Genomic DNA, 13141 nt, shown 5'->3' on the forward strand with positions numbered 1-13141 from the left:
GCTCAGCCGAGCTCCTTGCGCCCGTCCCCCGTGTCCGGCTTCTGCAGCCGCAGCCGCTCCTGCTCCTGCAGCCGCCGCTTCTCCGCCCTGCTCCGCTTGCGCTCCACGCCGACCCCGCCCATCAGCGCGAAGCCGGTGATCTTCACCCGTGGGGAGTCCGGAGCGGGTTCCGGTTCCTCGTCGAGCTTGGAGTTCTCGCCGAAACCGCCCATGATCCCGAGGCCGTTGACCTGGACGTTGAGGTCCGGCGGGACCGTCACCTGCATGCCGCCCATGATCGTGAAGCAGCGGATCACGACATCGCGCTCAGCGAAGCGGGCCTCGCGCAGATCGATCTCGCCACCGCCCCACATCGCGAACGCGGTGAACTTCGGGCCCACCGTCCAGCGGCCCTTGCGGCTGAAGCCGCCCCAGAAGGCGAAGGCCCCCGACGAGGTGGCGGTGCCACCGATCCGCGCGGGCCAGTTCGCGGACGACCCCTTGCGCTCGGCCACCGCCCCCACCGGCCGGACAAGATCGCCCGGCACCGGCAGGTCGCGTACGAGCGGGACCAACTCCCCGTGCGTACGCGCCTTGAACGTCGCGTCGAGCCGCTGCTCGAACTCGTCCATCTCCAGCCGGCCCTCGGCCACGGCCTCCCGCAGGGTCTCGGCGACCCGCTCACGTTCCGCGTCGGAGGCACGCATGTCCGGGCTGTCACTTGTCATACCGGCACCCTATAGAGCAATCACGGAACGGGCCTAGAGAGCAGAATCCGACACGTACATCTTCGCGATCACGGACTCGATGTCCGGCTCCCGCACCGAGAGGTCCACCAGCGGATAGTCCGCCGCGATACGCGCCACCAGGGGGGCGGCCGACGCCGCGGCCGGGAACGCCAGCCACTGCCGGGGCCCCTCCACCTTCACCACCCGCACCGAAGGCTCCGCCCCCAGCTCGATCGGCGGCAGCTCCCTCTCCAGGTCCACGACGAGCGTGCGCTCGCTCTCCCCCACCTCGTGCAGCCCGGCGAGCGCACCGTCGTAGACCAGGCGGCCGTGGTCGATCACCATCACCCGCTTGCACAGCTGCTCGATGTCGGTCAGGTCGTGAGTGGTCAGCAGCACCGTCGTGGACCGCTCCGCGTTCAAGTCCCGCAGGAACCCCCGCACCTTGGCCTTGGAGATCACATCGAGCCCGATGGTGGGCTCGTCCAGATACAGCACCTCGGGATCGTGCAGCAGCGCCGCCGCGATGTCGCCCCTCATCCGCTGCCCCAACGACAGCTGACGCACCGGGACGTCCAACAGCGCCCCCAGATTCAGGAGTTCGACGCAACGGTCCAGATTCTCCCGGTAACGGCTGTCCGGTATCCGGTACATGCGGTGCATCAGCCGGTACGAGTCACGCAACGGCAGGTCCCACCACAGCGTCGTACGCTGCCCGAACACCACACCCATCCGGTGCGCCAGCTTCGTACGCTCCCGGCTCGGGTCGATCCCCGCGACCCGCAGCCTGCCACCGCTCGGCGTGAGAATGCCCGTCAGCATCTTGATCGTCGTCGACTTGCCCGCACCGTTCGGGCCGATGTAGCCGACCATCTCGCCGCGCGGCACCCGGAAGCTGATCCCGTCCACCGCCCGCACCTCACGCCGTTCACGGCGCATGAAGCCCGTCTTACGGCGCACGTCGAAGACCTTCTCGACGCCGTCCAGCTCGATGAAGTCCATGTCGTCCACGCCCACTCCTCAGCTTCCCGTACTGCGGTACGACCGCAGCCCCACACGCCACACCAGCCCCGCGAGCACCCAGCACCCCGCCGCGACCACCGGAGGCAGGAACGCCACCCATCGCGGCAGGTCCAGCGGATAGTCCCGCCCCAGCACGTACAGGGCCGGCAGCCAGCTCACGAACGCCAGCGGCACCACGAACGTCACCCCGCGCACCAGGTCCTTCGCGAACACCGTCGGCGGGTACTGCAGCATCGTCGTCCCCCCGTACGTGAAGGCGTTCTGCACCTCGGAGGCGTCCTGGGCGTAGAACTGGAACGCCGCTCCCACCACGAACACCGCGCCGAAGATCGCCGCCCCGCTCAGCACCATCATCGGCAGCATCACCACCTTCAGCGGCGACCAGTCGATGTCCAGCGTCAACAGGGCGTATCCCAGCACCAGCAGACCCTGCGTGATCCGCCCCAGCCGGCGCAGCGCGAACCGGTCCGCCGCCACCTGCGCCAGCACAGGGACGGGCCGCACCAGCAGCGTGTCCAGCGTCCCGTCCCGCACCCGGCGCCCCAGCCGGTCCATCGACCCCAACGCCAGGTCGGCCAGCCCGAAAGCGGTCGCCGACGTCCCGTACAGCAACGCGACCTCCGGCAGGGTGAACCCGCCCAGCACGTCGACGTGCGCGAACATCAGCATGATCGTGATGAAGTCGAACGCCGTCGACACGAAGTTCCCCACGGTCGTCATCACGAACGACGCGCGGTACGCCATCGTGGAGCGCAGCCACATCGCCACGATCAGCCCGTACGCCCGCACGCCCTCGACCAGCCGGGGCCGCTCGGCGAACGCGGTCTCCGGCTCCACGGCCGCAACACGCCCGACCCGGACCTCAGCCACCCTGGACCACCACCCTTCTGGTCGCCACCGACTGCAGGAGCCTCCCGGCCAGCAGCAGCACCACCGCCCAGCCGGCCTGGAAGGCGTACGCCCGAACGACATCCCAGCCCGCGTACCTGCCGAGGAACACATCGGCCGGGACCTGGAGCAGCGACGACCACGGCAGGACGCGGGCCAGCTCCCCGAGCCAGCCGGGGAACAGCGTCAGCGGCAGCATCATCCCCGAGAAGAACAGCCCCGCCAGCCAGGCGATCTGCATCGCGCCGGCCCCGTCCATCAGCCAGAACGCCGACAGCGCGACCAGGAAGCGCACCCCGAAGCTCACCACGACGCCCAGCCCCACCGACACGAGGAAGGCCAGCCAGGTCCACGGAGAGCGCGGCATCGCGAGATCGAAGGCCAGGGCCCCCAGCACCATGGGCACGATCCCGCGCCCCAGCAGATGGAACGCGGCCCGGCCCAGGTCCCCCGCCAGCCACCACAGCTGCAGATCGGCGGGCCGGTACAGATCGACCGCGATGTCACCCGTGCGGATCCGCTCCATGAGCTCGTCCTCGAAGCCGCCGCCCATCATCGCGCAGGTCATCAGCAGGGCCTGACCCAGCCACACATAGGTCAGCGCCTGCGACATGTCGTAGCCGCCGAGCTGCGGTCTCTCGTCCCACAGAGCGATGTAGGTGTACGCCATGATGAAACCGAAGACGGTGTTGGTGAACACCCCCGCGAGCGTCGCCACCCGATAGGTGGCATACCGCCGGAACCCCCCGGCCGCCACCACGGCATAGAGCCGCACCTCGCCCCCCTCAATCCGCCAAAGCGCACGACCTTAGTCCAGGGCGTCCGGCCGCCGCGACCCCATTTCCGTGGAGGGATCCGAGGGTTATCTGTCCGAAAAGTGCACTATAGGAAAATCATCCGTAGTCGAGGAGCCTCCACAGTCATGAGCCAAGAGCCACCGCAGCACGGCGGAGACCCTGGTCAGCAGGGCCCCCAGGGCTGGGCCCCCCGAGACCCCTCGGCCGCGGCCCCCGCCCCCGACCCCCGCCACCCGAACGGCGCACAGGACACCGAGGGGCGCAAAAAACGCCCCAAGCGGCGCAAGCGCACCGGCTGGCGCCGCGCCATCCCCACCTGGCGCATGACCCTCGGCGGCGTACTCCTCCTGGCGCTGCTCCTCGTCGGCGGATTCATCGCCGGCTACCAGCTCATCGACATCCCCGCCGCCAACGCCGCCGCGACCGCGCAGGCCAACGTCTACGTGTACGCGGACGGGAAGACCGTCATCGCCCGCGACGGCGAGATCAACCGCGAGAAGATCCCGCTGGACCGCATCCCCCCCACCATCCAGCACGCCGTACTCGCCGCCGAGGACCGGGACTTCTACTCCGAGGACGCCATCGACATCAAGGCCACCCTCCGCGCCGGCTGGAACACCGTCACCGGCAAGGGCAGGCAGGGCGGTTCCACCATCACCCAGCAGTACGTCAAGAACTACTACCTCGGCCAGGAACAGACCGTCGTCCGCAAGGCCAAGGAATTCTTCATCTCCATCAAACTCGACCGCGAACAGAGCAAGGACGAGATCCTCGAGGGCTACCTCAACACCAGCTACTTCGGACGCAACGCCTACGGCATCCAGGCCGCCTCCCACGCCTACTACGGCAAGGACGTCGACGACCTCGACGCCGGCGAAGGCGCCTACCTCGCCTCCCTGCTCAACGCCCCCAGCTCGTACGACGTCGTCGCCCACCCCGAGAACAAGAAGGCCGTCCTCGCCCGCTGGGACTACGTGCTCGACGGCATGGTGAAGCACCACTGGCTCAGCGCCGCCGACCGCGACGCGATGACCTTCCCCGTCCCCGACAAGGCCAAGCCCGCCACCGCGCTCTCCGGCCAGCGCGGCTACATCGTCCAGGCGGTCGAGGACTACCTCACCGCCAACAAGATCATCGACGCGGACACCCTCGCCACCGGCGGCTACCGCATCACCACCACTCTCCAGAAGAAGAAGCAGGACGCCCTCGTCGAAGCCGTCAAGGACAACGTCCTCTCCAAGACCAGCGACGACCGCGAGGCCGACCGCAACGTCCGCGCGGGCGGCGCCTCCATCGACCCCGCCACCGGCCACGTCGTCGCCCTCTACGGAGGCGTCGACTACACGAAGCAGTACGTCAACAACGCGACCCGCCGCGACTACCAGGTCGGGTCCACCTTCAAGCCGTTCGTCCTCGCCGCAGCCCTCGCCAACGGGTCCACCACCCAGAAGGACCGCGCCATCACCCCCAACACCCGCTACGACGGCACCAACAAACGCACCGTCCAGAGTGCCTCCGGCTCCACCGGCTACTCCCCCGCCAACGAGGACGACGTCGACTACGGCTCCATCACCGTCCGCGAGGCCACCGACAAATCCGTCAACGCCGTCTACGCCCAGATGGCGCAGGACGTCGGGCCCGAAGAGGTCAAGGACACCGCGGTCGCCCTCGGCATCCCCCGGGACACCCCCGACCTCACGGCCTCCCCCTCCATCGCCCTCGGCCCCGCAACCGCCAGTGCCGTCGACATGGCCTCGGCCTACGCCACCCTCGCCGACCACGGCAGACAGCGCCCCCACACGCTCGTCGCCAAGATCAGCAAGGACGGCACCGAGCTGGACCTCCCCGCCAGGAACACCCGGCAGGCCGTCAGCCGCGAAGCCGCCGACACCACCACCTCCGTCCTGCGGAGCGTCGTCGACGGCGGCACCGGCACCGCCGCCCTTGGCGCGGGCCGCCCCGCGGCGGGCAAGACGGGCACCGCCGAGGAGGACAGGGCCGCCTGGTTCGCCGGCTACACCCCCGACCTCGCCACCGTCATCGCCGTCATGGGCCAGGACCCCAGGACCGGCGTACAGAAACCCCTCTACGGCGCACTCGGCCTCGCCCGCATGAACGGCGGCGGTGCACCCGCCCAGACCTGGGCCGACTACACCCGGGCCGCACTCGAGGGCAGTGAGGTGCAGGGCTTCGAGCTCGAGGCCGACGAGGGCCCCGAGGAGCCCGACCCGGACGAGAGCGCGGAGGGCGAGGACACGGAGGAAGCGGGAGGCACCGACGAACCCGGCACCGGGGACTCCCGCGAGAAGCGGGACCGCGCCCCCCACCGCACACCGGACGCCGCCTCCGAAGCCTCGCCGGCCTCACGGACTCCCCGCACCGCCACCCCCGCCGACGCCCCCTCGCCCGCCCCGGCCGCAGCCACGGAACCCGCCGACAGCCGTCCTGCCGACCGCCAGGACGGGGACAGCAGGGACGACAGGGACGACAACGGCAGGGATACGAAGGACGACAGGGACGACCAAGGCCTCCTCGGCCCCGCCCGCCCCTGAACACGCGGCGAAGCGGACCGGCCGATCGGATACGGCCCGCCCGGATTGGCCAAGACTTTGCCCATGGCTGGATCCACGCCCACACCCGCCCCCTCCGGAAGCCCACAACCGGGCGGGGCGGGCCCTCGATGGGCATGTGTTCGCAAAGTTCCGCACTGTGTGCGTCCGAAAATCGCGGGGTGAGCTCGCCCGGCATGTCACCACCTGGTTGACCCGGGCCGCGGGCATGTCACAGGCTCATTACATAGGTGCTCACTACAACTGGTTTCGCCGGCCACCTGTCCGCCCTCCCCCGGCGTCCCCGCCGGAAACGGTGGCCCGGAGGCCGGACGGCGACCGGAAGCAGGAGGAATACCGGATGTGCGGCATCACCGGCTGGATTTCCTTCGACCGCGACCTTCGAGCCTCGGCCGAAACACTCGACGCGATGACGGAGACGATGTCCTGCCGCGGCCCCGACGACCGCGGAACCTGGATCAGCGGACCCGCCGGCCTCGGCCACCGACGGCTGGCCATCATCGACCTGCCCGGCGGACGCCAGCCCATGACCGTCGACACCCCCGAAGGTGCCGTGGCCATCGTCTACTCCGGCGAGACGTACAACTACACCGAACTCCGTCAGGAACTCGTCCGGCGCGGCCACCGGTTCACCACCGAATCCGACACCGAGGTCGTGCTGCGCGGCTACGTGGAATGGGGCGAGGCGATCGCCGAACGCCTCAACGGCATGTACGCCTTCGCCCTGTGGGACGGACGGCACGACAAGCTCGTGATGATCCGCGACCGCATGGGCATCAAGCCGTTCTACTACTACGAGACACCCGACGGCGTCCTCTTCGGGTCCGAACCCAAAGCCATCCTCGCCAACCCGCTCACCAAGCCCCGCGTCACCCTCGACGGCCTACGCGAACTGTTCACCTTCGTGAAGACTCCCGGCCACGCGGTGTGGGACGGCATGCACGAGGTCGAGCCCGGCACCGTCATCACCGTGGACCGCGGCGGCCTGCGCCGACACGTGTACTGGCAGCTGGAGACCCGGCCGCACACGGACGACCGCGAAACCACCATCGCCACCGTCCGCTCACTCCTCGACGACATCGTGCGCCGCCAGCTCGTCTCCGACGTGCCCCGCTGCACCCTGCTGTCCGGAGGACTCGACTCCTCCGCGATGACCGCACTGGCCGCCCGTCAGCTCGGCGAGACCGGTGAGACCGTACGCAGCTTCGCCGTCGACTTCACCGGCCAGACCGAGAACTTCGTCGCCGACGAACTCCGCGGCACCCCCGACACGCCCTTCGTCCACGACGTGGCGCGCACGGCGGGCACCGACCACCGCGACATCGTGCTCGACTCGGACTCACTCGCCGACCCCGAGGTGCGCTCCCGGGTGATCCGCGCCCGGGACATACCCATGGGCTTCGGCGACATGGACGCCTCCCTCTACCTGCTCTTCAAGTCGATCCGCGAGCACTCCACGGTCGCCCTGTCCGGGGAGTCCGCCGACGAGGTCTTCGGCGGCTACCTCCAGTTCTTCGACGAGGAGGCCCGCAAGTCCGAGACCTTTCCCTGGCTGGCACAGTTCAGCCGGCACTTCGGCGAGGACGCCGACGTACTCCGCCCGGACCTCACCACACGCCTCGACCTCACGTCGTACGTCGCGGACGGCTACCGCGACGCGGTCTCCGGCATCCAGCGGCTCGACGGCGAGAGCGACCTCGAGTACACGATGCGCAAGATCAGCCACCAGCACCTGACCCGCTTCGTCCGGGTGCTGCTCGACCGGAAGGACCGGGCGAGCATGGCCGTCGGCCTCGAGGTACGTGTGCCCTTCTGCGACCACCGCCTCGTCGAGTACGTCTACAACACTCCCTGGGCACTGAAGTCCTTCGACGGCCGGGAGAAGACTCTGCTGCGCGAGGCCACAGCCGACGTCCTGCCGCGCTCGGTGTACGACAGGGTCAAGAGCCCGTACCCCTCCACCCAGGACCCCAAGTACGCCGTGGCGCTCCAGGACCACGCCAAGGACCTGCTGTCCCGGCCCTCGCACCGGGTCTTCGAGATCGTCGACCCGGCACGCGTCGAACTGGCCGCCAACCGGGAAACGCCACAGATCTCCCAGGCGTCGCGGCGCGGTCTCGAACGCACCCTCGATCTCGCCCTCTGGCTCGACATGTACTCCCCGGAGCTGGTGCTGTCCTGACCCGACGGAAACCCGGGTCGCGCGGCCGGTCATGACGACCGGCCGCGCCACAGCCCTCAGTGCCCGGACGTCGCCTTCAGCCCCACCACAGCCACCAGCAGCAGACAGACGAAGAAGATACGGGCGGCCGTCACCGGCTCATGCAGCACCACCATGCCCAGCACCGCCGCACCGGCCGCGCCGATCCCCACCCACACGCCGTACGCCGTACCGATCGGCAGGGTCTTCGCCGCCTGCGACAACAGCATCATGCTGGCCACGATCCCCAGGCCGGTGAACACACTCGGCCACAGCCGGGTGAACCCCTCGGTGTACTTCATCCCGATCGACCAGCCCACTTCCAGCAGACCGGCGACGATCAACAGAACCCACGCCACGACAGACCTCCACGACGAAACACGCGAACAACACGGGCGCGTCGTCTTTGCGGAAACCCGGTACGGCGCATCTCGTCGGGGTCACACCAGCCTAGCAACACACAGCAGAAAGGCCTGGTGACAACGGTCACCAGGCCCACTCACCCCACACCTGCCTACAGATAGAGCCCGGTCGAATCCACCGAACCCTCGAACCGGTCCGCGGCCACCGCGTGCAGATCCCGCTCCCGCATCAGCACGTACGCCACCCCCCGCACCTCGACCTCGGCACGGTCCTCGGGGTCGTACAGCACCCGGTCACCCGGCTCCACGGTCCGCACGTTCTGGCCCACAGCGACCACCTCGGCCCACGCCAGACGCCGGCCGACCGCCGCCGTCGCCGGAATCAGGATGCCGCCGCCGGACCGCCGCTCGCCCTCGGGCGAATCCGACCGCACCAGCACACGGTCGTGCAGCATCCGGATCGGCAGCTTGTCGTCGGTGTTGCTCATGCCGTTGTCACTCACGACCCGAAACCTACCTGCCCCGAACCCCTCCGCACGCCCCAGGGCCGCACGGAGACCGCTTTCAACGCCTCCTGCGGCGCGCGCCCCGCGAAGACCGCGAGGACCGGGAGGAGAGCGTCAGCAACGCGACCGCCCCGGCCACCACCAGCGCCGCCGGAATCACCCGCTCCAGCCGCGGCGAACCGTCCTCCGCGACGAACTGCGCCTTCACGTCCGAAACCGAACGGTTCACGGCGACGAACGCACGCCCGGCCGTCCGGTCCACCGTCGACGCGACCTTGGCCTTCGCGTCACCCATCATCGTCTTCGGGTGCACCCGCACCCCGATCTCGTCCAGCACCACCGCAAGCTGCTCACGCCTGCTGATGATGTCCGCCTCGATCTGCGCAGGGGTCCTGGCATCCGACACTGCGCCGCCTCCGTGGTCGTCGTCGGGTAAACCTTCATCGACAGTCTGTCAGCTCGGGCGCCCCTACACCCGGCGGCACCCCCTATTACGCTCGGTGCCACACAGCACGCGTGCCACTCGAGGAGAAAAATGAGCGAGCGACTCCAGACCGGCGACACCGCCCCCGCCTTCACCCTTCCGGACGCCGACGGAAACGAGATCTCGCTCGCGGACCACAAGGGCCGCAAGGTCATCGTCTACTTCTACCCCGCCGCGCTCACCCCCGGCTGCACCAAGCAGGCCTGCGACTTCACGGACAACCTGGACCTCCTCACCGGAGCCGGTTACGACGTCATCGGCGTGTCGCCGGACAAGCCGGAGAAGCTCGCGAAGTTCCGTGAGAAGGAGAACCTCAAGGTCACACTGGTCGGCGACCCCTCCAAGGAGACCCTGGAGGCCTACGGCGCGTTCGGCGAGAAGAAGCTCTACGGCAAAGTGGTGACAGGTGTGATCCGCTCCACGATTGTGGTCGACGAAGAGGGCAAGGTGGAGAAAGCCCTCTACAACGTCAAGGCGACCGGCCACGTCGCCAAGATCATCAAGGACCTCGGAATCTGACCCCGGTTCGTGGGGATCTCGGCCGAAATGGGTGTGAGCGAGATCGCAATCATCCGCTGATTCGGTTTGCAACCGCCATGACTGCGCAGAAGCCTTTCCTGGAACACCGTTCGACGAAAGGAACCGGCCATGGCGGCCTCCGACCCCCACCAGGCGGCCGACCCTGATGCGGTCAAACGCCACCCAGCGCTCTTCCGGGCCATCCGGAAGCGTCAGAACCCCCGGCTCCGTCGGACCGACATCACCGTCACCGACGACCAGGCGGTCAAGCGTGCGGTGAAGGCGGCGTCGCTCGGTAACGCCATGGAGTGGTTCGACTTCGGCATCTACTCCTACCTGGCCGTCACCATCGGGCATGTCTTCTTCCCCTCCGGGAACGACACCACCCAGCTCCTCTCGTCGTTCGCGACCTTCGCCGTGGCCTTCCTCGTCCGGCCCCTCGGCGGCATGTTCTTCGGCCCCATGGGTGACAAGATCGGCCGCAAGAAGGTCCTGGCCCTCACCATGATCCTCATGGCGATCGGCACCTTCGCGATCGGCCTCATCCCCTCCCACGGCACCATCGGCGTCTGGGCGGCGGTCCTGCTCATCTTCTTCCGGATGCTCCAGGGCTTCTCCACCGGCGGCGAGTACGGCGGCGCCTCGACCTTCATCGCCGAGTACGCCCCCGACAAGCGCCGCGGCTTCTACGGCAGCTTCCTCGAATTCGGCACCCTGGCCGGATACGTCGGCGCCGCCGGGCTCGTGACCCTCCTGTACGCCCTGCTGGACACCCCCCAGATGGAGTCCTGGGGCTGGCGCATCCCGTTCCTCGTCGCCGGTCCCCTCGGCCTCGTAGGCCTCTACCTGCGACTGCGCCTCGACGAGACCCCCGCCTTCCAGAAGCTGGAGGGCGGCACCGCCCACGCCACGGAGGCCGCCGACCACGTCGAGACGACGGCGAAGGGCGACCTCGCCAAGATCTTCCGTCAGTACTGGCCGACGCTGATCCTCTGCATCGCCCTGGTCGGCGCGTACAACATCGCCGACTACATGCTGCTGTCGTACATGCCGACGTACCTCTCGGACGAGCTCGGCTACAGCGAGACCCACGGCCTGCTCATCCTGCTCGCCGTCATGGTCCTGCTGATGGTGATCATCAGCCAGTTCGGCAAGCTCTCCGACCGCTTCGGCCGCAAGCCGCTGCTGATGGCCGGAATGCTCGGCTTCCTGTTCCTGTCCCTGCCGTCGTTCCTCCTGATCCGCCAGGGCAGCATCCCGGCGATCGCCATCGGCATGGTCATGCTGGGCCTCTCCCTGGTCTGCATGCTGGGCACGATGTCCGCCGCCCTCCCGGCCCTGTTCCCGACCAACGTCCGCTACGGCTCCCTGTCGGTCGGCTACAACCTCTCGGCCTCGATCTTCGGCGGTACGACCCCGCTGGTGATCACCGCGCTGATCAGCTGGAGCGGCTCGAACCTGATGCCGGCGTACTACGCGATGGCGGCGGCCCTGATCGGCGTGATCGCGGTGGCCTGCATGAAGGAGACCGCCAACCAGCCCCTGGCCGGCTCCCCGCCCTCGGTGGAGACCGAAGAGGAAGCGGCCGAACTGGTCCACGCCCAGAGCCCGGACCCGAAGTTCTGACACACGTCCTCACAGAAGGGCCGGTACCGCCACAAAGCGGTACGGGCCCTTCCGCATCTCGTCGCATTACGGACGTGACCATCCGATTAGCGGTTCGTTGCTCCGTACGAGGCCGCGAACGCGCGGCCGGATGCGGAGGGGACATGCGGGCAAGCCCATACACGCGCGAGCGCCTCGCGGAGGCGGCCTCGTCGTCGCGGACGCTCTCGGAGGCGCTGACGAAACTCGGGGTCGATCCGAGGAGCTCGTCACGGCGATACCTCCTTGACCGCATGCGAAAACTCGGCGTGGATACTCGCCACTTCGAGAGCGAACAAGTGCGGTGGACGAAGGAACTCCTTACGGATCGGACCCACTCCGCGCAAGACTGCTGCACAGGTGCTGGTCAAACATGAGGGCAAGCGCCGCACGAAGACGGTGCTACTGCGCCGCGCTCTGCGGGACGTCGGCATCCCGGAGGAGTGCGCCGACTGCGGAACCGGCGCAGCCTGGTTGGGCGAGCCCATGACGCTGGAGGTGGATCACATCAACGGTGACTGGAGCGATGACCGTAGGGAAAATCTGCAGCTCCTGTGCCCGAACTGTCATGCGGTGACCCGCACCTGGTGCAGAGGCGGCACCATCTCGAGGCCCTGAAAGACTCTCCCCCCCATACCCGCCGCGTCTCCTCGCAGAGGGCAGTAAGCTGTGATCTGCTACGCGGCCGTAGCCAAACTGGTATCGGCGGGTGTTTTAGGGGCATCTGGGAGAAATCCTGTGTGGGTTCGAATCCCACCGGCCGCACGCATGGAAGGAGGGGGATCGTCCCGGTCGGGTTGATCCCCCTCTTTGCTTCTCAGCCCACCAGCTCCCGCACCACCGGCACCAGTGCCCGGAACGCCTTGCCTCGGTGGCTGATCGCGTTCTTCTCCTCCGGGGTGAGCTCCGCGCAGGTCCGGGTCTCGCCGTCCGGCTGGAGGATCGGGTCGTAGCCGAAGCCGTTCCCGCCGGCGGGGGCGGTGCGCAGGGTGCCTTCGAGGCGGCCCTCGACCACGCGTTCCGTGCCGTCAGGGAGGGCCAGGGCCGCCGCGCAGGCGAAGTAGGCGCCCCGGTGCGGGTCGGAGATGTCGCCGAGCTGGGCGAGGAGCAGGTCCAGGTTGGCCGCGTCGTTGCCGTGGGCGCCGGACCAGCGGGCCGAGAAGATGCCGGGGGCTCCGCCGAGTACGTCGACGCAGAGGCCGCTGTCGTCGGCGATGGCGGGGTGGCCGGTGGCCCGGGCCAGGGCGTGGGCCTTGAGGAGGGCGTTCTCGGCGAAGGTGACGCCGGTTTCCTTGACGTCGGGGATCTCGGGGTACGCGTCCGCGCCGACGAGGTCGTGGGTGAGGCCCGCGTCGGCGAGGATCGCGTGGAGTTCGGTGATTTTCCCGGCGTTGCGGGTGGCGAGGATCAGGCGCGTCATGCGTCGATTATCGCCGCCCGG

The 13141-nt window shown here is 68.7% G+C and carries 13 protein-coding genes, 1 tRNA gene and 1 riboswitch; of the genes, 6 read left to right on the forward strand and 8 right to left on the reverse strand.

Annotation, left to right across the window (positions count from 1 at the left end):
- Nucleotides 1-2: 2 nt before the first annotated feature.
- The 4 genes from OG379_RS15050 to OG379_RS15065 are packed head-to-tail and all read right to left on the reverse strand — an operon-like array spanning nt 3 to nt 3393.
- A complete protein-coding gene (locus OG379_RS15050) occupies nt 3-686 on the reverse strand; it encodes a DUF1707 domain-containing protein (protein ID WP_405668517.1) in 684 nt (227 codons plus the stop codon).
- 54 nt (nt 687-740) lie between these two features.
- The gene (locus tag OG379_RS15055) at nt 741-1709 is read right to left on the reverse strand and encodes an ATP-binding cassette domain-containing protein (protein ID WP_405668519.1); all 969 of its coding nucleotides are present in this window, start codon (nt 1707-1709) and stop codon (nt 741-743) included.
- An 18-nt stretch (nt 1710-1727) separates the two neighbouring features.
- A complete protein-coding gene (locus tag OG379_RS15060) occupies nt 1728-2600 on the reverse strand; it encodes an ABC transporter permease (protein ID WP_405662981.1) in 873 nt (290 codons plus the stop codon).
- The gene (locus OG379_RS15065; RefSeq protein ID WP_405662984.1) at nt 2593-3393 is read right to left on the reverse strand and encodes an ABC transporter permease; all 801 of its coding nucleotides are present in this window, start codon (nt 3391-3393) and stop codon (nt 2593-2595) included. Before OG379_RS15065 ends, OG379_RS15060 begins: the two co-directional genes overlap by 8 nt.
- A 147-nt stretch (nt 3394-3540) precedes the next feature.
- On the opposite strand from OG379_RS15065, the gene OG379_RS15070 reads away from it, so the two are divergent.
- Both OG379_RS15070 and asnB read left to right on the forward strand, forming a co-directional pair.
- Nucleotides 3541-5967 (forward strand): transglycosylase domain-containing protein, encoded by a 2427-nt coding sequence (locus OG379_RS15070; RefSeq protein WP_405662987.1) that lies wholly within the window; start codon nt 3541-3543, stop codon nt 5965-5967.
- A gap of 358 nt (nt 5968-6325) precedes the next feature.
- Nucleotides 6326-8167, forward strand: a complete 1842-nt coding sequence (gene asnB, locus OG379_RS15075) for an asparagine synthase (glutamine-hydrolyzing) (protein WP_405662989.1) — start codon at nt 6326-6328, stop codon at nt 8165-8167.
- 56 nt (nt 8168-8223) lie between these two features.
- On the opposite strand, the gene OG379_RS15080 is transcribed toward asnB, so the two are convergent.
- The 3 genes from OG379_RS15080 to OG379_RS15090 all read right to left on the reverse strand — a co-directional run bounded on the left by OG379_RS15080 (nt 8224) and on the right by OG379_RS15090 (nt 9459).
- Nucleotides 8224-8544 (reverse strand): multidrug efflux SMR transporter, encoded by a 321-nt coding sequence (locus tag OG379_RS15080; protein WP_099172860.1) that lies wholly within the window; start codon nt 8542-8544, stop codon nt 8224-8226.
- A gap of 35 nt (nt 8545-8579) precedes the next feature.
- Nucleotides 8580-8646: riboswitch (guanidine-III (ykkC-III) riboswitch) on the reverse strand.
- A 53-nt stretch (nt 8647-8699) separates the two neighbouring features.
- The gene (locus OG379_RS15085; RefSeq protein WP_099173024.1) at nt 8700-9035 is read right to left on the reverse strand and encodes a co-chaperone GroES; all 336 of its coding nucleotides are present in this window, start codon (nt 9033-9035) and stop codon (nt 8700-8702) included.
- A gap of 76 nt (nt 9036-9111) precedes the next feature.
- Nucleotides 9112-9459, reverse strand: coding sequence for a DUF3618 domain-containing protein (locus tag OG379_RS15090; protein WP_405662991.1), 348 nt, complete (start codon nt 9457-9459; stop codon nt 9112-9114).
- A gap of 129 nt (nt 9460-9588) precedes the next feature.
- On the opposite strand from OG379_RS15090, the gene bcp reads away from it, so the two are divergent.
- The 4 genes from bcp to OG379_RS15110 all read left to right on the forward strand — a co-directional run bounded on the left by bcp (nt 9589) and on the right by OG379_RS15110 (nt 12465).
- Entirely contained in the window at nt 9589-10056 is a 468-nt protein-coding gene (gene bcp / locus OG379_RS15095; protein ID WP_104786200.1) for a thioredoxin-dependent thiol peroxidase, read from the forward strand.
- Nucleotides 10057-10185: 129 nt separating this feature from the next.
- A complete protein-coding gene (proP, locus tag OG379_RS15100) occupies nt 10186-11682 on the forward strand; it encodes a glycine betaine/L-proline transporter ProP (protein ID WP_405662993.1) in 1497 nt (498 codons plus the stop codon).
- 504 nt (nt 11683-12186) lie between these two features.
- A complete protein-coding gene (locus OG379_RS15105; protein ID WP_405668521.1) occupies nt 12187-12318 on the forward strand; it encodes a hypothetical protein in 132 nt (43 codons plus the stop codon).
- 63 nt (nt 12319-12381) lie between these two features.
- A tRNA-Leu gene (locus OG379_RS15110) sits at nt 12382-12465 on the forward strand.
- A gap of 52 nt (nt 12466-12517) precedes the next feature.
- Here OG379_RS15110 and rdgB read toward each other — a convergent pair.
- The gene (gene rdgB, locus OG379_RS15115) at nt 12518-13120 is read right to left on the reverse strand and encodes an RdgB/HAM1 family non-canonical purine NTP pyrophosphatase (RefSeq protein ID WP_405662995.1); all 603 of its coding nucleotides are present in this window, start codon (nt 13118-13120) and stop codon (nt 12518-12520) included.
- Nucleotides 13121-13141 lie beyond the last annotated feature (21 nt).

Source organism: Streptomyces sp. NBC_01166 (assembly GCF_045039765.1).
Classification (GTDB): domain Bacteria; phylum Actinomycetota; class Actinomycetes; order Streptomycetales; family Streptomycetaceae; genus Streptomyces.

Excerpts from the sequence above, each read along its gene's own strand:
- OG379_RS15050 (WP_405668517.1), bottom strand. The coding sequence starts at position 686 with ATGCGTGCCTCCGACGCGGAACGTGAGCGGGTCGCCGAGACCCTGCGG.
- OG379_RS15055 (WP_405668519.1), bottom strand. The coding sequence starts at position 1,709 with ATGGACTTCATCGAGCTGGACGGCGTCGAGAAGGTCTTCGACGTGCGC.
- OG379_RS15070 (WP_405662987.1), top strand. The coding sequence starts at position 3,541 with ATGAGCCAAGAGCCACCGCAGCACGGCGGAGACCCTGGTCAGCAGGGC.
- asnB (WP_405662989.1), top strand. The coding sequence starts at position 6,326 with ATGTGCGGCATCACCGGCTGGATTTCCTTCGACCGCGACCTTCGAGCC.
- OG379_RS15085 (WP_099173024.1), bottom strand. The coding sequence starts at position 9,035 with ATGAGCAACACCGACGACAAGCTGCCGATCCGGATGCTGCACGACCGT.
- bcp (WP_104786200.1), top strand. The coding sequence starts at position 9,589 with ATGAGCGAGCGACTCCAGACCGGCGACACCGCCCCCGCCTTCACCCTT.
- proP (WP_405662993.1), top strand. The coding sequence starts at position 10,186 with ATGGCGGCCTCCGACCCCCACCAGGCGGCCGACCCTGATGCGGTCAAA.
- OG379_RS15105 (WP_405668521.1), top strand. The coding sequence starts at position 12,187 with ATGACGCTGGAGGTGGATCACATCAACGGTGACTGGAGCGATGACCGT.
- rdgB (WP_405662995.1), bottom strand. The coding sequence starts at position 13,120 with ATGACGCGCCTGATCCTCGCCACCCGCAACGCCGGGAAAATCACCGAA.